At 47.8% G+C, this 26790-nt stretch carries 22 protein-coding genes; all 22 read right to left on the bottom strand.

Annotation, left to right across the window (positions count from 1 at the left end):
- Positions 1-173 precede the first annotated feature (173 nt).
- The 22 genes from NZ043_RS15660 to NZ043_RS15555 all read right to left on the bottom strand — a co-directional run bounded on the left by NZ043_RS15660 (position 174) and on the right by NZ043_RS15555 (position 26647).
- Positions 174-1886: a methyl-accepting chemotaxis protein gene (locus NZ043_RS15660; RefSeq protein ID WP_133386705.1), complete on the bottom strand. Its 1713-nt coding sequence runs from the start codon at positions 1884-1886 to the stop codon at positions 174-176.
- Between the two features lie 285 nt (positions 1887-2171).
- Positions 2172-3176 (bottom strand): MsnO8 family LLM class oxidoreductase, encoded by a 1005-nt coding sequence (locus NZ043_RS15655; protein ID WP_133386850.1) that lies wholly within the window; start codon positions 3174-3176, stop codon positions 2172-2174.
- 42 nt (positions 3177-3218) lie between these two features.
- Positions 3219-4634 (bottom strand): dGTP triphosphohydrolase, encoded by a 1416-nt coding sequence (dgt, locus tag NZ043_RS15650; RefSeq protein WP_076209597.1) that lies wholly within the window; start codon positions 4632-4634, stop codon positions 3219-3221.
- Between the two features lie 744 nt (positions 4635-5378).
- Positions 5379-7259 (bottom strand): molecular chaperone HtpG, encoded by a 1881-nt coding sequence (htpG, locus tag NZ043_RS15645; protein WP_133386704.1) that lies wholly within the window; start codon positions 7257-7259, stop codon positions 5379-5381.
- A 1115-nt stretch (positions 7260-8374) separates the two neighbouring features.
- A complete protein-coding gene (gene nikC / locus NZ043_RS15640) occupies positions 8375-9274 on the bottom strand; it encodes a nickel transporter permease (protein WP_124117053.1) in 900 nt (299 codons plus the stop codon).
- A 230-nt stretch (positions 9275-9504) separates the two neighbouring features.
- The gene (locus NZ043_RS15635) at positions 9505-10509 is read right to left on the bottom strand and encodes an ABC transporter permease (RefSeq protein WP_076209595.1); all 1005 of its coding nucleotides are present in this window, start codon (positions 10507-10509) and stop codon (positions 9505-9507) included.
- Between the two features lie 175 nt (positions 10510-10684).
- The gene (locus NZ043_RS15630) at positions 10685-12331 is read right to left on the bottom strand and encodes an ABC transporter substrate-binding protein (RefSeq protein ID WP_133386701.1); all 1647 of its coding nucleotides are present in this window, start codon (positions 12329-12331) and stop codon (positions 10685-10687) included.
- Between the two features lie 933 nt (positions 12332-13264).
- The gene (locus tag NZ043_RS15625) at positions 13265-14212 is read right to left on the bottom strand and encodes a glycoside hydrolase family 25 protein (RefSeq protein ID WP_133386700.1); all 948 of its coding nucleotides are present in this window, start codon (positions 14210-14212) and stop codon (positions 13265-13267) included.
- Positions 14213-14462: 250 nt separating this feature from the next.
- Positions 14463-14960: a phage holin family protein gene (locus NZ043_RS15620; RefSeq protein ID WP_133386699.1), complete on the bottom strand. Its 498-nt coding sequence runs from the start codon at positions 14958-14960 to the stop codon at positions 14463-14465.
- Between the two features lie 174 nt (positions 14961-15134).
- Positions 15135-16184 (bottom strand): phage tail protein, encoded by a 1050-nt coding sequence (locus tag NZ043_RS15615; protein WP_165980361.1) that lies wholly within the window; start codon positions 16182-16184, stop codon positions 15135-15137.
- The gene (locus NZ043_RS15610; protein WP_339312593.1) at positions 16184-16774 is read right to left on the bottom strand and encodes a YmfQ family protein; all 591 of its coding nucleotides are present in this window, start codon (positions 16772-16774) and stop codon (positions 16184-16186) included. The genes NZ043_RS15615 and NZ043_RS15610 overlap by 1 nt, the downstream gene beginning before the upstream one ends.
- A 137-nt stretch (positions 16775-16911) precedes the next feature.
- Positions 16912-18051, bottom strand: coding sequence for a baseplate J/gp47 family protein (locus tag NZ043_RS15605; protein ID WP_339312591.1), 1140 nt, complete (start codon positions 18049-18051; stop codon positions 16912-16914).
- A gap of 4 nt (positions 18052-18055) precedes the next feature.
- Complete coding sequence (locus NZ043_RS15600) at positions 18056-18511, bottom strand: DUF2634 domain-containing protein (RefSeq protein ID WP_339312589.1); 456 nt, start codon at positions 18509-18511, stop codon at positions 18056-18058.
- Positions 18504-18914: a hypothetical protein gene (locus NZ043_RS15595; protein ID WP_339312587.1), complete on the bottom strand. Its 411-nt coding sequence runs from the start codon at positions 18912-18914 to the stop codon at positions 18504-18506. The genes NZ043_RS15600 and NZ043_RS15595 overlap by 8 nt, the downstream gene beginning before the upstream one ends.
- Positions 18907-19893, bottom strand: coding sequence for a phage portal protein (locus tag NZ043_RS15590; protein ID WP_091033917.1), 987 nt, complete (start codon positions 19891-19893; stop codon positions 18907-18909). The genes NZ043_RS15595 and NZ043_RS15590 overlap by 8 nt, the downstream gene beginning before the upstream one ends.
- The gene (locus NZ043_RS15585) at positions 19890-20522 is read right to left on the bottom strand and encodes a LysM peptidoglycan-binding domain-containing protein (RefSeq protein WP_339312770.1); all 633 of its coding nucleotides are present in this window, start codon (positions 20520-20522) and stop codon (positions 19890-19892) included. The genes NZ043_RS15590 and NZ043_RS15585 overlap by 4 nt, the downstream gene beginning before the upstream one ends.
- Before the next feature lie 56 nt (positions 20523-20578).
- A complete protein-coding gene (locus NZ043_RS15580; protein WP_339312584.1) occupies positions 20579-22309 on the bottom strand; it encodes a hypothetical protein in 1731 nt (576 codons plus the stop codon).
- 182 nt (positions 22310-22491) lie between these two features.
- The gene (locus NZ043_RS15575) at positions 22492-22926 is read right to left on the bottom strand and encodes a hypothetical protein (protein WP_017690174.1); all 435 of its coding nucleotides are present in this window, start codon (positions 22924-22926) and stop codon (positions 22492-22494) included.
- A gap of 175 nt (positions 22927-23101) precedes the next feature.
- On the bottom strand, positions 23102-23509 hold the full coding sequence (locus NZ043_RS15570) for a phage tail tube protein (protein WP_036611426.1): 408 nt from the start codon (positions 23507-23509) through the stop codon (positions 23102-23104).
- A gap of 151 nt (positions 23510-23660) precedes the next feature.
- Positions 23661-25124: a phage tail sheath subtilisin-like domain-containing protein gene (locus tag NZ043_RS15565; protein WP_133386693.1), complete on the bottom strand. Its 1464-nt coding sequence runs from the start codon at positions 25122-25124 to the stop codon at positions 23661-23663.
- Positions 25124-25324 (bottom strand): hypothetical protein, encoded by a 201-nt coding sequence (locus tag NZ043_RS15560; protein ID WP_017690177.1) that lies wholly within the window; start codon positions 25322-25324, stop codon positions 25124-25126. Before NZ043_RS15560 ends, NZ043_RS15565 begins: the two co-directional genes overlap by 1 nt.
- Before the next feature lie 399 nt (positions 25325-25723).
- On the bottom strand, positions 25724-26647 hold the full coding sequence (locus tag NZ043_RS15555; RefSeq protein ID WP_133386692.1) for a hypothetical protein: 924 nt from the start codon (positions 26645-26647) through the stop codon (positions 25724-25726).
- Positions 26648-26790: the final 143 nt, after the last annotated feature.

The following is a 26790-nucleotide window of genomic DNA, read 5'->3' as shown; positions in this document are numbered from 1 at the left end:
AAAATAAGGTGTTCCCATTGTTTAGGAACACCTTATTTTATTTTGAGATTATAACATTGGAATCCTAATCATTCTTGAAAGCAAACGTTATAGGCCAACAGCTCATATATCATACTGATATCTCACCAATTGCCGCCTGCGTGATTCCAGCTTCTTCTATTATAAGAAGAAGGTTATATTTTTAATTTTTCAATGGATGTAAGCAAATCTTCCGATAATTCTTTCAGACTTTGAATGTTGCCGCTAATCGTTTCCATGGAACTTACCTGCTCTTCCGCCGATGCAGAAACTTCTTCCACACTCGCTGCCGATTGTTCCGAAACAGCGGAAATCTGCTGACTGAAATCATTCATTCGTCCGCTTGCTTCCTGCATGCCTGCCAGTCCATCTGTCATCGTGCTGATGACACCAACCATGCCTTCCACCGATTCGTTAATTGTACGGAAGAGTTGACCTGAAGCAAGCACATGTTCCTGACCCAGTTCGGTTTCCTGAACGCCCGTACGTAATTCCGCAACCACCCCTTGTGACTCCTGCTGAATATCCTCGGTAATCGCCGTGATCTCTTCGACCGAAGTCTGCACAGCCTCAGATAACTTCCGCACTTCTGATGCCACTACAGCGAATCCACGTCCACTCTCTCCCGCACGTGCTGCCTCAATAGAGGCATTCAATGCAAGCAGATTGGTTTGGCGTGCAATGTCATGTATGACCTGAACCAGTTTGGAGATATCTTCATTTTTACGATTCAACCGTTCCATCTTGTTCATGGAAGCCGAGACCGAACCGGAAATCTGTTGCATCTGCTGCACCGACTGTTCCATCGCCTTGCGACCATTCAGCCCTTGTTCCAGAACAAGATCCGACATGACGCGCAGCTGGCTGCCTTGTTCCGTATGATTTTGAATGTGATCATTCAACGCTTCAACCGTCCGGGCTGATTCCACGGCTGTCTCTGCCTGGCTCTCTGCGGCCTTGGCTGACTCTTCCATGGTCACAGCAATTTGGCGACTACCAATCTTAACCTCTTCTGAGGATATTGCCAGTTCCCCACTTTGCAGATTGACAGCTTCCGCAATTCGTCTGACGCTCAGAACCATGGAAGTCAGGTTACCTTTCATGTCATTCACCGCTTTGGCCAGAACACCGACTTCATCCTCATGTTTGGTATGTATGTCCTGAACATTCAATTGGCCTTCTGCAATCAGTTTCACCGCACTAATGACACGTAGCAGTGGTTTCACGACTTGTGAACGAATAATCGGAATGCTGATCGCTGTAATGACAATCATGACAAGAACGCCAATAATGATGCTTAACCTACCATCCTGCACCGATCTGATCGTTTGGGCCGCCGCAAGATTGGACTGTTCCTGATTGTATTCCACGAGATAATCGAGATCAACTTGCATGGTGTCAAAGGAATCAGCACCTTTATCAGCTACTTCCTTCGCCAGCTGTGTCTGACCCTCATCACTCAGCTTAATCGATTGCGTATTAATCTTGAGATATGCTTCCCACTTGTTCTTGAACGCAGTCCAGTGTTCGAGCTCTTCCGGAGACTTCTCCTGCTGATCATAGATTTTAATCGCCTGCGTCGTTTCACGAATATACTTGGTACGCTCTTCTGACAAAAATGCCTTGTCTGTTTCTTCCGCGTCAAAGTGACGATAACTTAGTGACAGGACATGCTCTGTGGTATAATTTAACCGATTAATTTGCTGGATTGATGGCATCCAATTGTTCGTAATTTCGTTAGTATTGGTTTCAATTGAATTCATCCGGGTGACAATCGTGACACTCAAAATAATTAAACAGAGGATTAACAAGTAGAACGCGATGCTGATACGCAGACCGATACTCTTGATCTTGAATCTGCTGAACATATGATTTCCCCCTTGACCTCTTCGGTCATCCCGAATTCAGGTGCTTTTGTCATTGTTTTCCCCTTCTTTTGACCTCTTGTCAAAAGAGCTTATCTATATTATATCGATAGGAAAATAGACGTAAAGTATTATAACATTATTTTGTCATTAAGATGCTTGGTTTTGTAAAAGATTGTTGAATCTTGACAAAGTCCAAACCGAAGAGCTGCAGCATACGGTAAAGTCCCGATCTGCAGCTCTTCGGTTTGTTCCGATTTCAACGGCTAACATCATAAAGCGATCAGCCTAGTTCAGTATTGCTGTCTTATGCTCAGCCAGCAATCGATACGAATCCAACCTGCGCTCATAATCTGGTCCTGCCGTAACCAGAAGCAACCTCTCCGAATCCAGCCTGCGACTCACCTGTTGCAATCGAGCCCATACCTGCTCAGGTGTGCCTGCATAGTGCCGTACCGATTCATTTTGATCACTAACGGCTTCATCACTCGTGTTAGAGACCGCGATACCACTTGAATTCGGCTCCGTTGAACGTTCTTTCCCATCCAGCTTGCGCCTCTCCGCCATGTCACGACTCCAGTCCAAAGCATCCGTCTCTGACTCGGCACACAATACGCTCACTGCCACCATAACCTCAGGCACCTTCATCGTTGCACTGGGAATAAATCCTTCTCGGTATCGCCTTACAGCCTCTGTACCATCGGCATCACTCATGAATTGACCAAAGACATATCCCATGCCAAACCGTGCCGCAAATTCTGCACTCTTCACGTTAGTTCCCAACATCCAGAGTGATAACGGGAGCTGGGGAATCGGACGAGCTGTCACGGGATGATCCTCGTACATGTAGCGGTCCTCGAGCAGTTCTGTGAGTGCTGCGAGCGATTCAGGCAGCTTGGACACATGGTGCAAGTAATTGCCACTGAGTGCCATCGTGGCATGAGGTCCACCGCCAGGAGCACGTCCAAGCCCAAGCTCAATACGCCCCGGATAGAGCGCAGCCAGCAGGCGGAACGACTCCGCAACCTTGAGTGGGCTATAGTGCGGCAACAAGACCGCACCAGAGCCAAGTTGGATCGTTGTTGTCCTTGCTCCGATGTGCGATAACAGTACTTCGGGAGAGGCCGATGCCAGTTCAGCCATATCATGATGCTCTGATGTCCAGTATCGGGCGTATCCCCAAGCCTCGGCATGTTGCGCAAGTGTCAGCGATTGTTGAAGTGCCTGTTCCGCTGTGGCATCGTTTAACCTTGGCACAAGGTCAAGTACGCCCAGACTGAACATCTCACTCATTCGCTTAGCCACGCGTCTCATCTCCCTTTATATCGGTTAATTTTAATCCAGATCGTAGATCGAACCCACCTTCAGACCGTAGAGTTCATTATATATTTTCTCGGCAAATGCATCCGTCATTCCTGCGATATAATCGATCACCATGTGTTCCCAAGTCCAGATCGGCTGAGCTTTGGCTTGATCCTTCTCATACCGTTGCAGCCAGTCGGATGGAATAATGGATTTGGACGTTTCCGGATCGAGGAATGCATCCCATAATCGCTTAATCATCCACTCACTGCGCTTCTGTAGACGCTGTACACGTAGGTCACGAATCATGGTCACCCAGGCAAAACTCTTGAGCACACTCACCGTACGCAGCATATCAAGGTCTTCAGCCCCTTCACGGACAAAAGTTACCTTCTTCCAGTCGCCGTCGTCAATAACGCCTAGGCTGCCTACAAAAAAGCTCACCCAATAGGCTTTCACTTCACGACGGGTACGCGAGTAATCATGCTCGCAGAACGGCATCTTCTCATTCCAGATGCGCAGGAACGAAGCGAGGACCTCTTCTACCTTTTGCCCAATCGCTTCTCGGGTCCATCCGTTCCAGAACAGATCCTCCAGCGTTGTAATCTTATCCACAATCAGTCGATTCACATGCGGATCTTGCAGGAAATGCTCATGTACTTCAATTTTGCCTGCTTTGATGCCATCCTCCAGGTCATGTGAGGAGTAAGCAATATCGTCGCAAAGGTCCATCAACTGTGCTTCCAGCGTCTTCTTGCCTGCCGGCACGTTCCAGCGGTCACGAATCTCCCGAATATATTGCCACTCATGATGATACATGCCTTTTTTGCTCTCTGTCCCAGGGTACGGATACTTGTTGATTCCTAGTAATACCGCATCAGACAGATTCAATCCGTCGATATCTTCACGTTTCTCCAAGTGCATAATGAGACGGAAGTTGTGTGCATTGCCTTCAAAATGCTCGTATTTTCGTTTTAACTCGGCACGGACTTCAGACTCCACCTTGGGAACTTTGGCACTGCGGCTTTTTTTCATGATTTTCTTAGCCTCGGTGTTAATGAGGTCATCCAGAATACCATCTAATACTTCTTCACCTTTATGTCCAAACGGCGGGTGACCAAAATCATGTGCGATTGCAGCGCACTCCACCACTTCTGAATCAATAATAAGGCCGGGGTTGTCCGCACGGTCCCAGTCTACCTCAGGAAAACGGCGAATCAAACTTCGGGCAGCCTCTCGGGCAATCTGTGCCACCTCCAGGGAATGGGTCAAGCGAGTACGATAATAATCACCCGTTCCTGCGCCAAACACCTGCGATTTGCCCTGTAACCGACGGAAGGTCGGTGAATGAATGAGTCTCGAATAGTCCCGTTCATACGCTGCACGAGATCCATCCAATTTGGTTAATTCAGGATATTGTCTATGTTCTCTCAGATCGTTCCATTGCATGGGGATCACTCCTAGCCGACTGTCTCTATTTTGAGTGATTATACACAACATCTGTGGTTTCGAAAAGTAAAACCTGTCTGCGATTGTCATCTCTTCTTACATCAACTTGTAATAAACAGTCCTATTCTTTTATTATACCCTGCCAGACTATCATTCGTGCATCTAAATCATCATGATTATATATTGAACTCATTATTCACATATGCGCGCTCACATTGCAGAACAACCATAAGTACTCACTGTGCCAACAGGTGGCCGTTCCGGTTACGGATCGTTCTTATGATCGCTGTTGTCTCCAGGTTTTCTGAATTCCCTTTAAAAAGGAAGAAATTCGGGAATAGCGTATGCTTCCGATGCAGCTTTCTTACAGAAAGCTTTCAGGCGAACGCTTCGCTTCTTCAGAATCGATTCCGTCCCCTTCACTACTTTTGCTGTCCTTTAAATACAATAATGGTATTCACCAGTTATCTCGCTAAAATCGAGTGAAGATCAAGTTCAATTTAAAAAATATCATCATTTGCTTCAATGATAGTCTGTCTCCCCCGCGCCCTCCCCGTTGTGGGTAAAAACAAAAAAAAACCGACAGGACTGAAACGCCCTGTCGGGGTGGAGAAGGTGAGTGCAAGGGTATTTTGTAGTTTCCAGGCTACATGAGCTCTGAGTCTTTCACCCGGAAACTGTATGGAACATTCCATCACTTTGATTCAGTGCACCGTTCTTACATCACTGCGATATCGCAGAAGTTTACACCATCACCTTGCAGATATCGTTGGTGAACTCTACTGGATCTTGAATTGGCAATCCCTCAATCAGCAATGCCTGGTGGTACAGGAGGCTAGTGTAGAGGTTCAGCTTTTCCTGATCCTGCGCGAAAGCGTCTTTCAACGATTTGAAGACATCGTGATTCACGTTGATTTCCAGCACTTTGTCGGCTTGTACGTTTTCGCTGTTCGGCATAGCTTTCAGGATTTTCTCCATTTCAATCGTCAGCTCACCTTCAGTGGACAAACATACCGGGTGGCTTCTGAGACGTTTGGAAGCTTTAACAGCTTTGACTTTACCCACCAATTGAGCTTGCATCGCTTCAAACAACTCTTTGTTGTCATTGTCCTGAGCATCCGTTTCTTCTTTGTCCGCGCTATCTTCGATACCCAGGTCACCACTGGAGATGGATTTGAATTCTTTGTCCTTATAGTTCGTGATCATCTTGATTGCAAACTCGTCGATGTCATCGGTAAAGTACAATACTTCGTACCCTTTCTCAAGAACACCCTCGATCTGTGGCAGCTTCTCAATACGGCTAATGGACTCACCTGAAGCATAGTAGATGTACTTCTGATCTTCCGGCATTCTGGAGACGTATTCGTCCAGGCTCACAAGTTTGCTCTCTTTGGAAGACGTGAACAATAGTAGATCCTGCAATGTATCCTTGTTCACACCATAGTCGCTGTATACACCATATTTCAATTGACGACCAAACGCTTGATAGAACTTCTCATAGTTCTCACGCTCGTCCTTCAGCAGGCTTTGCAGTTGGCTCTTGATTTTGTTCTTAATGTTCTTCGCGATCAGGCTAAGCTGACGGTCATGTTGCAACATCTCACGGGAAATGTTCAGGGACAGGTCTTCCGAATCCACCATACCTTTAACAAATCCAAAGTAGTCTGGCAACAGATCCCCGCATTTATCCATGATCAATACACCGTTGGAGTATAACTCAAGGCCTTTTTCATACTCTTTCGTATAGTAGTCAAACGGCGTATTCTCCGGAATAAACAGGATTGCATTGTATACCACTGCGCCATCTGCGCTGATATGCAAGTGTTTGAGCGGTTTGTCAAAACCGTAGCGTTTTTCCATATAGAAGTTATTGTAATCTTCTTCGGTCAGTTCGCTTTTATTTTTACGCCAGATCGGCACCATGCTGTTCACGGTTTGTTCTTCTTGGTATTCCTCGAATTCGTTCTCCGTGCCCTCTTTCGGACGTTGACCCGTTACATCCATCTTGATTGGGTAGCGAATGAAGTCGGAGTATTTCTTGATGATGGATCTCAGGCGGTACTCTTCCAAAAATTCGTCATACGAATCTTCTTCGGTATTTCCTTTGATCGTCAGGACGATCTCTGTACCTACAGAATCTTTCTCAGCTGGTGTGATCGTGTAACCATCCGCGCCTTCGGACTCCCATTTCCAAGCCTCGTCGCTGCCCAGCGTTTTACTTGTTACGGTCAGCTTGTCCGCCACCATAAATGCCGAGTAGAAACCAACCCCGAATTGTCCAATGATGTTGTGACCGTCTTTTGCTTCATTTTCTTTCTTGAACGCCAGGGAGCCACTCTTCGCGATAACTCCCAGGTTGTTCTCCAGCTCTTCCTGCGTCATCCCAATTCCGGTATCTGTCAGTGTGAGGGTGCGGTTTTCTTTGTCGATCGTGAGCTTGATGAAGTAGTCCTCTTTGTTGAAAACGAGCGAATCGTCCGTCAGTGCTCTGTAATAAATTTTATCAATGGCGTCACTGGAGTTGGAGATCAATTCTCTCAAAAAGATTTCTCTTTGGGTGTAAATGGAGTTGATCATCATATCCAGCAAACGTTTGGATTCTGCCTGGAATTCTTTTTTAGCCATGAGTGGTTTGACTCCTTTCAAATTTGGATATCGAATGATTTGATTGAAAATAGAAAGTAACTGAGATAATCCTGCGGCCATTAGTAGACTCAAAAACCTTGATCGCTCTAGTCCACAGATATGTGATTTACTCTAATGGCTCATTGTAAAAATAAGTGCACGACATTCTGCAATGTAGCCGTTCCGGTTACGAATCGTTTTTCGGATCGCTGTTATCCCCGTATTTCTTTGATTCCCTTTTTAAAAGGGAGAAATTCGGTGATAAAGGCGAACGCTTCGCTTCCTCCTAATCGATTTCGTCCCCTGCACTACTTTTGCATCTGATCAGCGACTGATTTTTAGGATAGAGATCATCAATGAAGTGATATCTTTTATTAAACGTGGAATGCCGCGTCAGGTCTGTTGTGCCCCTTTGGGCTTCGCATGTCTGACTCAGGTTCAATATCTATTTTCAAAAACAGAATCATTCCATATGTAGGCGTATAGTAAAAATATCATTTGTTAGCACTCTAATGATCGGAGTGCTAAACCCTTCCTTTTATATAACATATGGGAAAATTGGGTGTCAATACGCAGGCGGTTATTTTAACAAAAAGATCGAATAACCCTTCAACTTATGTACATCATCAATCATTTTAACGTAATCCCGCAGGTAAAACAAAAGCCGCCTCGAACCAAAGTTCGAACCGGCATAGTCAAAGATTGTGATGTGTCTGTTGCTGTAGTAGATAACGTTAAAACATATCCATCCAATGTACCTTGGAGTATCCTCGGCCTTACTGTGTTGAGACTGATGTATGGGTACGTTGGGATATTAGTATGTTGGTACCTTGGTATTGTGGTTGCTTGAATGTCCTGAACAGCATGGTAGTTACGCGCTAACGAACCTCAGAGGCGTTAAATAGCCTTTTTAGGATGAATTTATTATCTAACGAATCCTAGACACGCTATTGCTCGCCTTTAGCCAATCTATTGAGCACATTCGAAAGTTTTTCACCTAATAGCGTGTGTGAAGTTCGTTAGATTGGGAAATTGTCTGGAAATCGTAAAATAGAACCTCGTAGGTTCGTTAGAGTTGAAGCAGAAGTTAGCGTTACGATTAGAGTTAGACCCTTCTACTTTTTCGCCATTTTCGGATCAAGGGTATCGCGTAGTCCATCGCCCATGAGGTTGAAGCCGAGCACGGTCAACATAATGGAAACGCCGGGGAAAATCAGCGTCCACGGTGCTTTTTGTATAAACTGACGGGAGTCCGACAGCATTTTGCCCCATTCCGGGTCGGGTGGTTGTGCACCCATACCTAGAAATCCGAGTGCAGCGGCCTCAATGATCGCCGTTCCAATTCCAAGTGTACCTTGCACGATCAGAGGAGTAAGGCTGTTAGGCAAGATATGGCGAAACAAGATTCGCCCGTTGCCCGCTCCGAGTGTCCGTGCCGACGTAATGAATTCCTCCTGTCTCAAGCTAAGTACCCGTGAACGCACCAATCTTCCGTAGGTCGGGATGTTCACGATGGCGATGGCAAGTAGTGCATTTTGCAACGACGGGCCCAATATCGCCACAATGGCGATGGCCAGCAAAATCCCGGGAAATGCGAGCAAGATATCAAATAAACGCGAGATGAGCATGTCCGCCCATTTTCCATAAAATCCGGCAATCAGCCCTAGCAGCGTACCCGCGATAATGGAACCAATGACGGAGAAGAACCCCACCCACAAGGAAATACGCGCCCCGTGCAGCACTCTGGAAAACACGTCACGCCCCAGATCATCGGTACCAAACCAATGCTCTGCCGAAGGAGCCTGAAGCCGATCCACCAGCACCTGTTCCTTGTAATCGTAAGGTGCGATGTAGGGCGCAAGGAAGGCCAACAGGATAAAAAATACGATAATAATCAGACCAGCAAGCGCAAGCCGATTTTTCCGAAACGTTCTCCACGCTTCCCGCCATGGACCGGATGTGCTCGCCGACGCAGCGTCAATGGATGGTCCGGTATTGGTCGATAATTTGGCCATGCGGCGTCTCCTTTCTTGGATATGAATATAACAAAAGATCAACGAGTTCTATTACACTCAAGCACTACGATTGCAGTATCTTCTTCTGATCGCTGTTATACCCAGATTATATTGATTCACCTATTTAAAGGCGAAAATCCGATGATAAATGCGCAGCCTATGCTTCCGATATAGCTTTCTTTTAGAAAGCTTTTAGCTTCCCTTCTGCAGATTGGTTCTTTATTGAGTCCCTATTTATAACTAATACGAGGATCAAACACGGCGTAGAGCAAATCTACAATCAGGTTGATCACCACGAAAAAAAACGCCACGATCAGAATGCCACTCTGGATCACCGGATAGTCCCGCGAACTAATCGCTTCATATATATAACGTCCCACGCCAGGCCAAGCAAAGATCGTCTCGGTCAATACCGCACCCCCGAGCAACGATCCGGTCTGGATGCCGATAACCGTAAGTACTGGAATAAAAGCATTTTTAAGTGCATGTCCATATACAACAAAAAACGGCCCCAGTCCCTTCGCCTTTGCAGTACGAATGTAATCGGAACTCATCACTTCCAGCATGCTGGAACGAGTCATCCGGGCAATAACGGCCATCGGGATCGTACCAAGCGCAATACTTGGGAGTAACAAATGTTTGGTCACGGTCCACAACTGATTCCATTGTCCAGCGATCATCGTATCCAGCACATACAAGCCCGTAATGGCTTCCACCGGATCTCGTGCATTCATGCGCCCAATGGATGGTAGCCACTGCAACTTATTGGCAAACAACCATTGTTCCATCAGACCTAGCCAGAAGATCGGCATCGATACACCCACCAAAGCAATGACCATACAGCAGTAATCAAACCAGGAGTTGTGCTTCCATGCACTGACAATCCCGGCATTCACCCCAATAATGACAGCAAACAACATACTCGCCATCGTTAATTCAAGGGTTGCTGTCAGATAAGGCACAATTTCCTGGGCAATAGGCACCTTGGTGCGGATGGATGTTCCCAAGTCTCCTTTGAGCAAATCGCCCAAGTAGGCGAAATATTGCTGGAACCAGGGTTTATCCAGACCGAGCTGGTCACGAAGGGCCTGCTTGGATTGTTCGGTTGCCTTTTGCCCAAGTATGGTCTCGGCCGGGTCACCCGGAATGGCGTGGATGATGGAAAAGACAATCAGGGTCATGCCCAGCAGTACGGGCAGCAACACAAGCACACGTTTGACAATATAGCTGTTCAATCCTGTTCACCTGCCTTCGACAAATCATACAAAAATAAAAAGCGCCGGCAGACACGCATGCTTTGGATAGTTACGTCCGGATGTGGGTTCTGCCAAGCTTTTCGTCTCACCAGCGCTTTGATAGAAAGAATGGTTAATGCGTTAGATGCATATTCAGATTCAACTTCCCTCTACTCTATTCGAAGTAGGCCCCAGCATAGGATTCACTACCCAGCGGAGATGGTACAAAACCTTTCAGGTTTGATTTACCCGCCAGAATTGGGGTGGTATGCACAAGTGGAATCCACGGTGCGTCTTCCTTGATAATTGCCTGCGCTTGTTTGTAAAGCTCGGCACGTTTCTCCTGATCTGTTTCTTTCTGCGCATCGGTCAGCAACACATGCAACTCTTCGTTGACATAGAAGCTGCGGTTATTGCCCGGAATGGCGTCTTTGTCCAGCAACGTGTACAGGAAGTTATCCGGATCCCCGTTGTCACCCGTCCAGCCGAGCATGTAGATGTCATCTTTCTCCCCGGCTTTGGCATCATCCAGATACGTTGCCCACTCGGGAGATTCAATGTTCGTCGTAACGCCAATTTTCTCAAAATCAGCTTGGATCGCTTCCGCTACCTTCTTGCCATCAGGCATATACGGGCGGGATACCGGCATTGCATAGAAGGTTACCGGATCAGGCAATCCGTCAGGGAAGCCAGCTTCGGCCAGTAGAGCTTTTGCTTTTTCCAGATCATATGGGTAATCCTCAATGGTATCGTTGTACCCCCATAGCGTTGGCGGCATCGGGTTCACGGCAGGCTCAGCTTGTCCAGCAAAAAACGCATCAATAAGAGCCTGCTTGTTCACCGCATGATTGAGAGCTTGTCTGACTTTCACATTATCAAATGGTTTCTTCTTGAAGTTAAAACCGATATACGCCACGTTGAATGGTGGCCGCTCGATCTTCTGTAACTCGCTGTTGCCTTCAAGGATGGACAGATCGTCCGGGTTCAGGTCTTCCATAACATCAATCTCGCCGTTTTGCAGAGCATTGAAGCGAGCGGTGTTATCCGGAATTGAACGCACGATTACTTTGTTCAGCTTCGGAAGTCCTTCTTTCCAATAATCCGCGTTTTTCTCCAGGGTGATGGAGTCATTACGCTTCCACTCTTTGAATACAAATGGGCCGGTGCCCACAGGCTCGCTCTTGAAGTTTTCTTTTTTCTCCTGAATCGCGGTTGGGCTGGCAATGCCAAATGGCGTCATCGCAATATTTTGCAGGAAAGGCGCTTGTGGCTGGTTCAATGTGAACTCCACCGTAGTCTCGTCCGTCGCCTTCACTTCCTTGATCACACGTCCGTCCTCTGGACCAAACATGGAGTCGTAATAATCGAAGGAATCTCCTTCGAATTTATATTCACTCGCCGGATCACCCCAGCGGTTGAAGTTGAACACAACAGCCTCGGCATTAAAATCAGTTCCATCATGAAATTTCACACCGGACTTCAGCTTAAACACATACTTGAGCCCATCTGCCGAAATCTCCCAGCTCTCTGCTAGTCCAGGAATGACCTCTGTTCCGCCTTCCTTGTAGTCCAGCAACGAATCAAACACCTGATGTCCAATCTTCAGTGACTCTCCATCGGTCACAATCGCCGGGTCGAGTGCGACGGAATCCCCGCCACGTCCCATAATCATCGTATCCTGCGCTACCGTTTCGGTTGGAGGGTCGGTTCCTTCCGCCGGAGCAGGCGAATTCCCAGCCCCCTCATTGCTTGAGCAGCCTGACAACACCAAGACGGTGCTCAAAGCCAGAGTCAAAAAACCGGACATCCATTTCTTTCTCATTCGCATACGTACAACACCCTTCCCTGTCTCATAATGTGTGTGATGCTGGCATGAAAGATCTCCAATGTTGGCAATCGGTTTGGTGCTATGTATCATATAAAAGGCTTTAGATGCCTGTGATACCTGAATTAATGTTATGGGAAAAGTACGGCATGGATGAAATGTAAACACAGCATGGGACACGTATGGAATACAGGTAAATTTCAGATCGTGCACATGGATTGAGGACGTCGTTTGATTACTTTTATAGAAAATGAAAAAGGTTCAACAACGTATCTTGTGAGATGAATCTATGAAATCGAATGAAATTGTTGCGTTTTATTTGAACTAAGGTCAATAAGTAACAGTGAGTGGGTATGGACTGGTAAGAGCAAGTTTAAGTTGGTAGATTAAAGATACTGATAGGCATATGGATACTACGCTGCTGGCTATGCTATAAAGTCTGCTCCTTGAGCGTGTCGTGTTGAGCATGGAGTGTGGAGACCGGATTAGGTATCGTTATCGTTCGTTAGCAATGCGGATGAAAGAAACTCAACATAGACTAGGTTGTTTGATGAATCGTGTAAGTTGTTTAAATCGGTGGCTTTCTCTTGCAGATTGGATAAGTAAAATGTATGAACGAGTCATCTTGAGATGTTGGATTGTACAACAGGGAGACATTACAATAACTTCATATGTTATGGTTTTGTCATGATGAGGAGGATTGTGTAAATAAACTGTGGTGAAAAACAATTTCGTGTAACTTACTTTACATCACATTAATCAATTAGACAAGAGATTTACAGACATAAGTCTTCAACTTTATTATATGCGTTAATATTACTTACACAAAACACAAAAAAGGAACACGGTTCGACAAAAAGCGTCTCGTGTTCCTTCTCCACTCAATCCACATTTATATAAAATCAACATTCTAATTTGCTAAGAATCAGCTCACTTTTTAAACAAACCTCTGCGATGCATCACGGTAATAAAACGGTAAAAATCATAACTTGCCCCATTATCGATGCTGAACAATGGATTTTTGGTGTCATATGCCAGTGCTGCATCCACAGCTGCTTTTGCCCATACTGGAACTTCCATTTGCTGACGCGCCTGCAGTTTGTCGACCTGGGATTTGAGCGCATCAAACGCTGCTTTCTCTTCGGCTGTCATCGGTTCGCCCCCTTTCGGTGGTACGGTTGGTGGATTCGGATTACTTGGATTCGTTGGATTGGATGGCTCCGGTGGTTTCGGAGTGGCTGCTGCGTATCTTGCTCTGAGCTGTGCCGCTGTTCCCTCGAATTCATTCATATCCACGTTGCCACTAATGCCATTCACCTTGCCTGAATCCGTATACTGCCAGAACGTCCAACGCTTCCATGCCGGCTGGTCGTCCGGTACACGAGTGTTGCTGTAACGCGCGATCCACAGATCGTATGAGCTGAGTGATGTGTCAAAATTCCCGGCAAAAGAATTGCCCGTGTATATAATCGGTTTTACACCTGTGAGGCGTTGTAGTTCGGTTAAAAAAGCTTTGGCAACCGTATTCATCTGCGCTTTGCTCAGGTTGCCGGGGTTGTTCTCGTAGTCCATGACGGGTGGCAGCTGTAACGCTTTGGCGCCTCCAACTTTGTTAAGTGTATTGGCATAATGTACCGCTTCTGCCTTGGCACCATCGGTCGATGTCGCACGGAAGAAGTGATAGGTTCCGACCAGCATGCCCGCTGCCAGTGCGCCTGTTACATTTTTCTGATAATTGGGATCGGTATATGTCTGTCCCTCGGTTGCCTTGATGAACACAAATGTCATGCCACTTGCCTTCACTTTCGCCCAGTCAATATTGCCCTGATACCGGGAGACGTCAATGCCCTGTGTGTTGCCCGAACTTCTCGTTTGCATGTTTCTCACACCCTTTATGCGGCAAATTGCCGTTTGTATCAGCATTTTACATCATTCGATTCAAGCGTTCCCAGGTACAAGTATAGACAGATTAGAGCATTCTGATCTATACATTGCTGATTGGATGTCACTCTCTGGATTGATGCAAAATGCTCCTATAGTTAATGCGGTTGGATCAGGGGTTGCTTGTGTGCGTGTCCCTTATGTGTTGAGTTATGTGTAGTTTCAAGTGCTAGCTTGCTAAGTCGCATTACTTCTTACTATCTCCAACCTGTGAATCTATCTCATCCGGGTCTGCCTGTGAAAAAGAGTCTTTGGCACTTGGGGAGAAGTTACCGGGGAGTTCCCCGGTTCCCCCTTTGCCCTTGAGCACTTCAATGGCTTGCCGAATCACAGGGGGGATAGGAGCGCCCAACTTGCCCCCGTTTTCGATAATGGACAACAACTCATTTGCGATATAAAAAAAGGCGACCGCATCCCTGAACAAATGTCCGTCTCCCAGAACACCGTCCACCAGATGAGCCACCGATACCATCGCAAATATAAATACCTTTCGTGCGATGCCGAACATGCCAACGTTGCTTTCTAACTGCCCACTCATGCCCGCCGCCGCGATGCCGGTAAGGTAGTCGAGGATGACGAACACGAGTAGTACGCCGAGTACGCCTGACCAACCTCCGAAGAAGTAGGTTACAGAGCTGCTCATGAGTGCAATTCCCCATTTCCATAGGGTGTCCCATCGTTCCATGGTTTCACCTCCTTTGGTTCTACTTTTAAAATAAGTATTCTGTTTTCGTATTTCATTCAAATCAATTACAAAGAAATGAAACAAATTAATTTACAGAATTTTATTTACCCTGTATTTCCTTTCAATTAAATATAAATCCCCTGATCTATTTAAATTCTAATCGAAAACGATGTTTTATTTTATCGTGCCTCCGGTACGAATAATTTCAGAAGTAGTACCTGATGGTTGTCCATTACTTTTAACAATACTCGACCCAAGAGATGCTTCAAATACAACATTATTTGAAGTACCTGAATTATTATCTGACATAACATGTGCAAAAGAAATCGCTTTTATAGCTACATCTTTGTTTGATATATTACAGGAAAACACATCCACAAATGATCGAGATGCCTCCACACCATGTATCGTCTTGACAGAGTTATTTATAGCTAGATTTAGTTGTACATGTTGACAGTTATAAACACTTATAGCTGAAGTATATCTAGTAGAACCATCATAATTCACATTAACTCCACCAATCATAATGCGGCTTGAACATGCATAAAAACTTATGCGACCATCAATAATACTAGTACTGCCACTATCCCCAGTGATTAAAAGAAATCCTCCTCCTAAAAAACCATTTAATGAAAGACTTTCTTTATAAACTCCAGCCGAGACTCTGATATTGATGTCATGATTTATAATTTTAGGTAGCATTGTTATAGCTTTATTGATAGTTTTGAAAGCACTATTACTCTGTAATCCTGTATTACTATCACTGCCTGAATTAACATTCACGAAGTAAGTTATATCAGCTGTAGATGCACTTATTAACTTAACCCAAGAATTTCCGTCTACGTACTCCAAACTCCCTGTATTGACTCGTAAGCCATGGATCCCCACATTAGTTACCATTTTTTCAGAGTGTACATCTATTTTAGATTGTGTTTGTGCTATCAAAGAATTAGATTTTATTGTGGCATCCCTAACTGCCTTCTCCGTCGCAGCCAACGTCTCAGACGTTCCATCTGTCTTACTAGACAACTGCACCTTCCCTTTCTGCGTCAAAGACGCATCGGGAATATCCATCTGACTCACCGCTTCACGAAGCGCATCCAAATCCGCTTGCGTCGCCACACCTGCGTCAATCTTTTCAAAAATCCCGTTAATACTCTCCCGAGTCACATTCTCATTCCCCAAGGGAAGAGGCAATTTTAGTCGATCTGTTTCTTTTGGCATTACGCCCACACCTCCAGTTCATTCCACGTCAAGGACGCGGCATCGAGTTCGTCCCATGTCATCTGTTTGTCGTCCAGATCATCCCAGACCAGATAGCGATATTCATATTCTACGGACATATGGGCTGGTTTCAATTCTTCAATCGCCCGTTTGAGATCGTCGATATTGGGCGGGATACCCATCGTATCCACAAAGCTCACTGTAAAACTCCACGCTTCCGGCTGAAACGTCACATCCACCTTGCCCCCGGCATACGCCTCAGCCACATTCGCAACCAGTCTCCCCGAAAACTTCCCGGCACCGCGCAGTTTCGACTCCACCACGGCACGCCGCTGCTCCACTGGTTTGAGACGCTCCGTCTCAATGCCGAGCTCCTGTTCCCAGAAGTCCAGCCCCCACGTCGCCGTGCGGACAAAAAACTGCTCCAGCGTCTCATCCAGCGCCTTGTACAGCAGATCCATTTCGCTGCCTTTGGTCTGCATATCGGCCTGCATTACACGAGAAGTCTCATAATACCTGGGCAAATACGAGAACAACTCCCGCCCTTTCTCACTCGTCAGTCCAACATCTACAGTAGAAGGAGCACTCATGCCCTGTCCCCTCCCTTCCTTGCAAATCAATATGGAGTGTCTCGCTCACCAGTTCCAATCCGGATCCGCTTACTTCTCCCGATCTTCTTAAGTCTCCGCACTCCCCAATTACATCCTGATCAACCGTCTGCCCAACACTACTCATTCACATCCACCGCCCCCAGCACGGCCACCTGACTCGCGGTCATCTCGATATTCTGGTCGCTCACACCGTTCACGGTAAGCTCCGAATAGTCGATAATAGGCGGAATGTCCAGCAGGATCGCGGCAATGCGAGTGTAACGAACGAGTGGATCAGCAAAAGCCAACTGTTTCAGATACGCGGTCACCCCGCGTTCGATCAATGCTCGTACATCGGCCAACGTCGCATCACTTGCCAACGTCAGCTTCACCCGAATGTTCATCGGTACTTCCTCAGCTGGCATCACGGACACCACTGGCCCCGCCGGTGCCACGCCTTCACCCTGTCCATCTTGCGTGGGGTCAACGTACTTCTGTACCGCCGCCACCAGATCGGTACCCGCAGCACGTTTGTCCGTGTCCAGCAGATATAATCCCACCGTGCCTGGCCCCTCCCACAAGGGAATCACACGCGTTGCACCAACACCTGGTACTTCACTGGCCCATTGCACATATTGTGCTTTGTTACCGCTTGTCCCTTGGTTGCGGACTTTGGCATAAAAACGTTCCAGCAGCGCCGTGTCTGCCTCAATATCTGCACCGCCTTTAATAACCTCAAGGTTCGTGACAGAGGTTACGCCATTTACAGGTGTAGACAGCACAGTTACGGTGCCCGCAGGCACATTGCTCTCTTTTCCAGCAACAAGCGCTCGCACACCTACCAACCCGGAGCCCTCTGCATCCAGTTCCAATCGTCCCACTGTCTCATATTCGAGCGAAGCTTCAGCAGACACTTCATCCGCGAGCGTAGCTACGACCGTTCCCGCAGGCACCACTTTCCCCGGCGTACCCATGAACCTCACTGCACCTTGTGCCGCCACCGCAGCTCGCCGTGTGATGCCGTGCTCCCCTGCCCGCAGATCCAGCTCTTCCGAACGAAAATTCGGATCACTGCTCGCAGCCGTACTTGCAAACCCCCGCCGCAATAATTCCTGCGCCCACAAAGCTGCCTCAGACAGCATAAACGCAACCGGAGCCTCCGCATCCCACAAGAACGAACCCTCCGACTTATCCAGATCCGCGGGCAGACGATCCAGCATACGCTGCATAATCTGTTCCTCCGTCTGGTCCTCCAAATAACGCGGAATCTCAGCCATCCCGTCAGATCACCTCACTTTCCAGAATAAACATCTCTTCCTGCACACTCGCCACCCGGCACGAGAACGTACACTGCTCCCGATTCCAATCAAACGTAAACTGGTCTACCGAATCCGTCCGTGGATCAGCCAGCAACGTCTCCGTCACCATCCGTGTAATCTCACTTTCCATCACACCCCGGCTATCACCCTGCCCTACCAGATCCTCCAGCTCCGAACCATAGTTCCGGGAGTAAATCACATGTCTGTACCGTGGCGTTTTCACTGCCTTAATACACCACTGCACCCAGGCTTCATGCGCACCCGCCGCAGCTACTTTGCCACTCGGGGTCAGTACAAAATCCCCTGCATCATAATCGAATCGCCAGCTCCGTCCGAAGCGCACCTCTTCCAAAGCCGCCCCCAACAGATCCTCCTCATCTCCCCAGACCACACCCGTTTCCGGGAACAAACTAGGCATGCGCACTCACCACCTTACACAGCACCACAATGTCGTTACCGCCATTCACCCGCATCGCCAGTACGCGATCTCCCGCTTTTAATCCCTTACCAAGAGACAACACCGCTTCATCCACTTCCTCTTCTTGCAAAAGAAACCGTCCCGTGCCCGTCGTTCCGCCGTTTGCCACGTCAGGTATACCGGAAATCGCGCCAGCAGCCTCGCGCTCCGGTAGTCCAAGCGTGCCCGGCAGCTCGGCCACGAGATAATCCTGCACTTCGTGCTTGAAATCATCCAGCTTCACGCCGGATGAGGTCATCGTACCCAGTACCGCGCCCAGCCCGCTCACGGCCTGACGAGAATGTGTACTCATCGCGCCCCGCATGACGTCGGCAAAATGCCCATACGGATCATCTTTATTCAAGGTAATACCTCCTTTTCACCATCTCAGCTGTACCCAGTTCCAACGTCATCGTTCCAGGCCCAGCGGACAGATCACGGCTGACCGACATGACGATTAGCTTCAGTCCTTTCAACAACACTGCATCCCCGGCGCGAATCGTATTCACATCCGGTGCGGATATCGTAAAGGTCTCCTGAATACCCGTCAGATGACTTTTCGCCAGTTTCTTCGCGGCAGTTGCTGTTTTGACCTGATCGTCCTCGACCAGTTTTTGCAATGTACCCAGTTCTTCCACATTATCCTGCTCAATCGCGAGCACTTTGGAAGGAACTTCTTTGCCATTTCCAGACTCCGACGCTGCCATCACTTTAACTTTGGTAACCGCCCCTTCGAGCGTACGCATCTGGGTCAGATCAATTAGTCGATCAAGTTCATACACCTTTGCATTACTTCCGACCTTGAAGAGCTGCAGCCCACCGGGTGTCATCCGTGGATGATACATGTCCCCACCGGACTTCGCCGTTTCCTTCAGATCAGCAAAGATCATCGAAAAAATCGTCTGTGACCGATACACGGCTTTGCCCAGCTTTGTCTTGGTATCCGGCAGTGAAGCGTATGGAATCTTCCACTCTTTGGCGTAGGTTTTAAGCCGCTGTGTAGCCGTCTGATCCTTCGGCAATAGGAACTCGTCCTCCGATTTTTCCAGATAAATCATCCGGTCGTACACCGTGAGAGACAGCCGCTTGGTGCCGCTGTTGGAACTCTCCACCTCCCAGATGACCGCAGGATGCAACAGATGAACCATGGATTTTTCACCAAAAGGAACCCCACTAATCCGCACCGCCATGCCCGGTGAGATCGAAGGCAGACCGGAAGATGCAGACACCGCCAGCCGGATGTTGGCCTGATAGGCAATCTGGTCGAGCGAATCCTTCAGCGTAATCGTCTCCACCAGCTTGGTGATGTCATATTTGTCGTCGACAATGACCTTGTAGGTCATGGCATCACCAGCTTTTGCCCGGGTTTGATCCGGTTCGGATCACTGCCGATGATCTTTGCGTTGAGCTTGTAGATCTCGTTCCATTTGGAACTGCTACCCAGCTCCAGCTTTGCAATTTTGGACAGGGAGTCACCAGATTTGACAGTGTAGGTCTTGCTGTTTTTTTTCAAATCGGTACGAGAACCTGACTTGCTCCCGGATGCCGCAGAGCCCACCTTTTCCACCTTGGAATCCCGCCATGTGCGTAGGGTCAGGTCGAAATAAATATCCCCTATCTCCCCCCCACGAAAGCTCGAATTAAGCGAAACAATAAAAACAGGCACGTTCACGCCCGTCTCTGAAATGATGAAACGCAGCGGCTTTTTGGAGATCAGAAAGGTGTTCAGCACATTCATCGCCACACGTGGATCTAGAAAAGATTTTTCATCCATGCAATAGGACGGATCAAATCTTTTGGGAAAAAAAGAAGAGAAGGTGATCTCCTTCACCTTCTCCCCTTGTGCAAAATCAAACTCGCCATGCTCCAACATATTGACCGTTTCATATCCCTTAGACCTGGAAATATTAACTTCTTCAGGGTTCACTGGGAATTGAAATGGAGTGTTGCCGTCCTTCAACGTAAATGACATTTTGTTAGGACCAACTTTATCTTCAAGTACTGACATATCTGCGGCCTCCTTTCTGCTTAGGCCATAATTGTTTTGCGGTTTTGCATCGCACGGCGGAACTCGTTAGAGATCCGTTGCCCCACCTGGTGAGAAACTGCGTCATAATCAATCGCATTTTCGCGCACGGTCACCTGCACCGCACCTGGTGGAATATTTATCGCAATCTGATTGGTAGTTTCGGTTTTGAAATCCTTCAAGTAACCGGACAGGCTGCTCATCTGGTCTTCAGATATCTGTACCGTCATCGTGGACGATTTTCCATTCGTCTGCGCACCGTTACCAAGCGCCATCGCTTGGCTCTGCATCATGCTTGTTCCCATGAATCCAGCAGATGTAGGCTGACCGACTTTGCTGTTCATATAAGCCGTTGGGCCTGTCATGGTCAGTGCCGGTGGAATATAAGCAGGTGCCATCTGCGGAACAGCGGGTACGGAAGGCGGTGAAGCCACCGTTGCGACCGAGACTGTCTTTTCTTCTTTTTTAGAACCAAAACCGAAAAAGCCGGATATGCCATCGGTGATTTTTTTTGTTTTCTCAGAAACATAATCAGCTGCACCCGACAATGCATCCCCTACACCCTCGGTAGCACTAGACATAAAGTTTCCAATATCCTTCGCTTTATCTCCAATCCAACCGCCTGCTGCACTTCCGGCCCAACCACCTACTGCACCACCAACCCATGTCCCGATGCCAGGCAAAAGAACGCTACCGATGGCGCTACCAATCGCTGTACCTGCTGTGCCGCCAATCATAGAACCTACAGCTCGGCCACGTTCTTCCGGTGGTGCTGTCGCTACATTCGCCACATCAGCAAGCATGCTGATGGGTCCAAGCAACCTTTTTGCTCCTTTGGCAAAGCCACTACTTAAATTATCCATCAATCCATTACCAGCCAGCATGTCGGTTAAAGATCCCAATCCACCATCCGCAAATCCTAATCTACCGCTTCCTCGTATTCTTCTACCGCCTCCCCTATTACGGTTGCGATCGGCCGGAGGAGTTGGAGTATCAGGTACAGGATTGGGTACTGGTGATGGGCCCCGGTTCGAACGATTACTAGACCTTCTACCGCTTCGGTAATTTCGTCTTCCACGATCTGATCCACCACCATCCGCATTCGGTGAACGAACTCTACGGTTTTTGCCCATCTTTCCACCTGTGCAACAGCAGCATTTGGATGCTGGACTTCTGGTTGGATCTGATGCAGGATTATCTTCTTTTTTCTTTTTGAAACGATCAATAATATCTCCAATATTGTTGAACGCATCCATAATGCTATTAGCTACTTCTAGTGCCTTTTCCCACCACTTTTTAGGTTCTTCTTCCTTCGTATTGTTAGTAATGTTTTTGTTGTTCTGAATCATGACAGCCATAGTTGGGCCAGTTTGCCCTCCTTTGCCCATCGCCACTTCAATCTTCTGCCGAACTTCAAGGGATACTGTTCCCGAAGCCGTAACCATCTGGTCCCTGAATCTATTCAGTTTAACCCATGCGCGATCCAGTGCCGGACTCAGCTTATCAATCAACCCAATCGTCGGTGTGATTCGCAGCCTGCTGATTCGCACAGCCATACTATAAATATGCTCCAATCTGCGTCCAGTCGTTCTCAGCTCATTGTTCACCTTAATCAGACTCTGATAACGAACTCTGCCCAGACGTTCCGTTGAGCGCTGGATCTGATCCAGGTATCGAAGGGTTGTCCGCATTTCCGCATTGGATTTGGATAGACCTACAATCATTTCTGCCATTTTTTCACCTCCTGCCTTATATCGTTATCGATTCATTTGCGAAGTTATCGCTGACATTTCCTCTTCTGAGAACGCAATTAACAGCGAGCGCTCCCCGCGTGGCAAAGACCAGAACTCTCCGGGCCGGAGATGATGACGTACCCACATGTGATACAGGAACGTGGTCATCCCGCCGGAGTGAATCAGTTTTTTAGGTCTTCAATCTCCACACCAAATCCGGACAGCTCCAGCACTTTATCGCCTACAGCATCCAATTCACCAGCCAGCAACATACGACGTACTGCCTGTTCGCCACCGGACAACTTCATGCGGCCGGTAATGCGTGTGTCACCCCAGCCGGACAATTCCAGGCTGCGGACTTTTAATTTCACGGTTGCTTCGGAAATGAGCAGCGCGTTAAACGTTTCGGTGTCCACCTTTTCCTCGGTGCGGCCTTTGGTCGTTTTTCGAATCGTACAGCGCTCGCGAATGTGATCCACTTTGGAAGACGTCAGTCCACGCAAGGTCAACAACAGATCCAGACGTTGAATGCGCACATTCTCCTCTGGCAAACGTTCTGCTGCTTCAAACAACTGATCCAAAATCTGTTCTTCGGACATATTTTCATTCATACTCATCGGGCGTTATCTCCTTCTTATTTCACAAATGGGTTTATCTATGCCAGCTTCCAAGCCTGTAGAGACAACAAAGAGACCGAGATCATCTCGGCCCGCATTGGTGTCCATATTATACGAAGTAACTATGCAATCACGCTTGAGCAAACTAGCTCAAATAACGTGGCTATTCCAGAGCTTAGTTCGCCACAATCGGATTCAGCAATTCAAATCCTTCAAACGTAAAGCCCGTTTCCTCCGGTACTTCTTCGCCGGCTGTCCAGTTGGCAAGCTGAATTTTGTCCACCATGCAACCTCTCAGCAATACACTCTCATGTCCATATGATTCAGGGTCGTTCAGCTTGGAAATAATCTCGAATTTGGTGAAACCGCGCTGGATCATATCCGAAGTGACTTTGTAGCCCGTCATCGTGCCTGTTCCTTTTTTCGCGCCATTTTTGTGTACTTTCCAGTCGTTACCGACCAGATTCAGCTCACGCTTTTCAATCTCCACACTCGCTTCCAACTTGTTAATGTTTGTCTGCCACACGCCATCGATATGCAACTGACCATGGGTACCGAGAATTACTCTTGACGCATCCAACATATATTTTCCTCCTTGGGTTCGTTGAACTAATAAATATTACACGGTATAACTCCGCAGTCAGAACAATCTTCCGATTGCTCTTATCGTGTAAACCATCAGTTCAACGTATGGTGAATTTTTCTAGAAAACGGTTCTTTCCTCTCACACAACCTTATTGCACGTAAAATGTACCAAACAACTGCTCCATTACATCCGTCAGCTTCACATTCCATTGCAGGAATACTTGATCTGCCTCCGGTTTCAGAACTGGTGCCGCGCCATAATATGCCGGGTCAAGAATGACATCATAACCGTCAGCTTCAATAACATTACTCTGTGCGAGCAGCGCCAAATAGGCCTTCATGGCACTAATCAGTGCCTGACGACCCTCTTCGGTATTGTTCACTTTACCGATATACGTATCTTCCGCAGAACGTTGCAAATCCGTGTTAATGGCGTCCAACACACGAATGGAACGGATTTTTTTCCACGCATTATTCTGTCCAGCGACTGGCGTTACCAGTGTGTTTACACCGCGAAGTGCCTTCACCTGACGACCATCATGGAAGAAAATAAATACGCCATTCTGTACCGCCTGTTCCTGTTCTGCACGCGTCCAGCGACGTGTCACATCATCGAACGGAGTAGCTGCATAGGTTGTGGATTGGTTCAGACGTTGTCCGGCAATCAGTCCTGCAACATAAGCGGACGTTTCTGCCGAGCTGTAGAATGCATCCCCAAGGCGCACGCCTGTACCGACATTAATCACACCTTCATGGTTCAGCGCAAGCGAACGTGCTGCCGCTTTTTGTGCTGCTGTAGCAGAGGTATCATCCGCTGCGGAACCGCCGAATACAGCCACCACCGGTTTGCCTTCACTACGTACACGTTTCACCCATGCTGCAAAGCTTGCAAGCAGAGGTGCATCTGCCGTCTGATCCAAAGCCAAGACGTCGAATTGCTCCCCTTCCAGCGCACCCTGTACTGCAATGTACTCCGCATTGGTCAGGTCATCGTTGCCACTTACGCCACCTTTGAATGCCGCACCCGCAATTGTTGCAACTACACCTGCACCATCGCCAATCGCCTGCGCCGTCACCCAGACATTTTGTTCATCTGCGTTAATCTCTTTTGCCAGAGAAGCTGCCGTAATATCCGCTGTCAGGAGCGCATACAACATCCGATTACCTTCAAAAAGGCGCACTTCATGTTTCGTATTATCAATCACACCTGGCTGGATGGTGACGTAGAACCCGTTCGCACGATCCCCCGGATATTTCGCATCCAGTTGCAGCACATTGGCATCACTGCTGTCCTTCAAAGTAAGCGTAGCTACTTTGGCCGCAGCACTTGCTACCCGATAAGCGAGTAACTTCTTCGGACCACCCAACAGGGCGAGCTTCAAGGATGTATACGCTGTACCGTTATCCAGCACATTCGCGGCATAAATGCGTTCAATCGCCGCTTCGCTCCCTACTTCAACAAAAGTCCCCACAGGACCCCAGTTGGCCTTGATTGGCACAACGACCGTTCCCCGCGTTCCCGCTTGAATGGCCGAGGATGCTGCCGCCTGAAAATTCATATATAAGCCCGGAAGGACCGGACGATTCGTTTGCTCCCAAGTTCCACCTGCCATTATCCCTTCACCTTCGCTTTCATAAATTGGTTAATTCGTTCTTGCGTTTCTTCAATGGAAAACGTCTCTTGCGCCGCTTCGTACAGCGCACCGTACAGCACCTCTGCCTTAACGGCAAAGAGGGCTTCTGCATGATTCATCAGTTCGGCCCGTGTATACCGCGGGGCTGTCTGTTTGCTTTTTTTCACTGAGCTTGCCATTGCCATCTCACCTCATTTGTTGTACTACTAAATTTGTGAACATTGATCTTTAAACTTGACCTATGAATTTTCGATCCTATGAACCTATGAATTTGAAGCTACAATGTTGAAGCTACATCTATCATCTCAAAGCTATAATCTGGAACCACTCTTAAAAGTGCATGTTCAAAAAGATCGGTTTTCAGTACCGAGAAGATGGGATGAAGTTAGAAATGGAGTAGCAGAGCGTAGGGAAAACTACGTGAGCAACTACATGTTTCAGAAGGAAACAATCATCGTAAGCATATGCTTTTTCGGCTGAATTCCATATTCGGTGCTGATGATGCCGTTAGGCATCCTTTGTAATCAAAAGCGGGCTTTTTGAACAACCTCTAATAAAAGGTTCCTCTCGACTAACGTTTACTCCATACCTTTGCTATGGTGAATCTCACGAATGAAAGGTACATTCGTACCCGGACGACGAATCCGCTGTTGCAACGTCAGGCGAATCTGACCGTTCAGATAGGCATCTGCCTGTAAATCTGCCGTGACTTCATCCACTGTGATATATCGCGTGTTACCTTCCTGCTCTTCGCCACCCGTTTCAGTTACGGCAAGACGAGCTTGGACCGCAAGTTGCTCTACCAACCAAGTAACGGTCTGGCGTGTTAACACCGAATGATCGGAGAGCACATGCCCAATCCACTGTTGTCGAATCTCCAATGCCGAAGTGCCCGCCACAGACGTGCTGCATCCGGCCAATCGCCATAACACAGACGGCATCTCATATCCTCCAGGCCAGACATCACCATATACCGACCAGTTCGAGCCAAGCTCTTGCTGTGTCCAGCCTTGAAGCGCAGCTAACCACGCGTCCTCTGTTTCAGCGAGGATAGCTCCCGAGTCTTCGGGAACATACACTCCGAACCGCAGACTGCGCGTAAGCATGCCAGACCCTGCATCCACCCGGTCACTATCTGAAGAACCCAGATAGATACAAGTGAAGGACTCACCTGCTTCATCCACCAGCCTTACTTGATGCAACCCTTCGATTAGAAGGGCTGACCAAGCTTCCACTTGTTCAGCGCCGCCATCTTCCGGACGAGCGTATGGTGAGATTTTGATGATCCGTCGATATCCCGCCCAAGCAGACTTCGGCACTTCTTCGGCAAACGCAACCACTGCGCAGGGCCCGGTTAACACTTCGCCTGACGCAGGTACATCCAGCACACGACCGTTCCACTCTGGAACAAGTACCGCGAGCTTCTGATTCAGCGTTTTTTTAATGAGCGTACTCATTTTACTGGTACTCACGGTAGTGCTAATTTCATTTCTCATAGACACATTCATTTCGCCCCCTTTGGCTGCAAGTTTGAGATCTGCCCACACCATGCAGCGTCAATGCAGCAGCAGTAGGCTCCCCCTTTTAACTCAGAGTCTGTATTCCGACCGAACCAGTACCGGGACTAATTCACCGCATCAAAAAG

It is taken from the genome of Paenibacillus sp. FSL k6-2145, from assembly GCF_037976585.1.
GTDB lineage: Bacteria > Bacillota > Bacilli > Paenibacillales > Paenibacillaceae > Paenibacillus.
Note: the sequence above shows the minus strand (reverse complement) of the source record. Positions and strands in the feature narration are given on the sequence as shown.

Bases quoted from the DNA above. Each gene is read 5' to 3' on its own strand.
- NZ043_RS15660 (WP_133386705.1), bottom strand. From the start codon at position 1,886: ATGTTCAGCAGATTCAAGATCAAGAGTATCGGTCTGCGTATCAGCATC.
- NZ043_RS15655 (WP_133386850.1), bottom strand. From the start codon at position 3,176: ATGAGTGAGATGTTCAGTCTGGGCGTACTTGACCTTGTGCCAAGGTTA.
- dgt (WP_076209597.1), bottom strand. From the start codon at position 4,634: ATGCAATGGAACGATCTGAGAGAACATAGACAATATCCTGAATTAACC.
- htpG (WP_133386704.1), bottom strand. From the start codon at position 7,259: ATGGCTAAAAAAGAATTCCAGGCAGAATCCAAACGTTTGCTGGATATG.
- nikC (WP_124117053.1), bottom strand. From the start codon at position 9,274: ATGGCCAAATTATCGACCAATACCGGACCATCCATTGACGCTGCGTCG.
- NZ043_RS15630 (WP_133386701.1), bottom strand. From the start codon at position 12,331: ATGAGAAAGAAATGGATGTCCGGTTTTTTGACTCTGGCTTTGAGCACC.
- NZ043_RS15625 (WP_133386700.1), bottom strand. From the start codon at position 14,212: ATGCAAACGAGAAGTTCGGGCAACACACAGGGCATTGACGTCTCCCGG.
- NZ043_RS15620 (WP_133386699.1), bottom strand. From the start codon at position 14,960: ATGGAACGATGGGACACCCTATGGAAATGGGGAATTGCACTCATGAGC.
- NZ043_RS15615 (WP_165980361.1), bottom strand. From the start codon at position 16,184: ATGCCAAAAGAAACAGATCGACTAAAATTGCCTCTTCCCTTGGGGAAT.
- NZ043_RS15610 (WP_339312593.1), bottom strand. From the start codon at position 16,774: ATGAGTGCTCCTTCTACTGTAGATGTTGGACTGACGAGTGAGAAAGGG.
- NZ043_RS15605 (WP_339312591.1), bottom strand. From the start codon at position 18,051: ATGGCTGAGATTCCGCGTTATTTGGAGGACCAGACGGAGGAACAGATT.
- NZ043_RS15600 (WP_339312589.1), bottom strand. From the start codon at position 18,511: ATGCCTAGTTTGTTCCCGGAAACGGGTGTGGTCTGGGGAGATGAGGAG.
- NZ043_RS15590 (WP_091033917.1), bottom strand. From the start codon at position 19,893: ATGACCTACAAGGTCATTGTCGACGACAAATATGACATCACCAAGCTG.
- NZ043_RS15585 (WP_339312770.1), bottom strand. From the start codon at position 20,522: ATGTCATTTACGTTGAAGGACGGCAACACTCCATTTCAATTCCCAGTG.
- NZ043_RS15580 (WP_339312584.1), bottom strand. From the start codon at position 22,309: ATGGCAGAAATGATTGTAGGTCTATCCAAATCCAATGCGGAAATGCGG.
- NZ043_RS15575 (WP_017690174.1), bottom strand. From the start codon at position 22,926: ATGAGTATGAATGAAAATATGTCCGAAGAACAGATTTTGGATCAGTTG.
- NZ043_RS15570 (WP_036611426.1), bottom strand. From the start codon at position 23,509: ATGTTGGATGCGTCAAGAGTAATTCTCGGTACCCATGGTCAGTTGCAT.
- NZ043_RS15565 (WP_133386693.1), bottom strand. From the start codon at position 25,124: ATGGCAGGTGGAACTTGGGAGCAAACGAATCGTCCGGTCCTTCCGGGC.
- NZ043_RS15560 (WP_017690177.1), bottom strand. From the start codon at position 25,324: ATGGCAAGCTCAGTGAAAAAAAGCAAACAGACAGCCCCGCGGTATACA.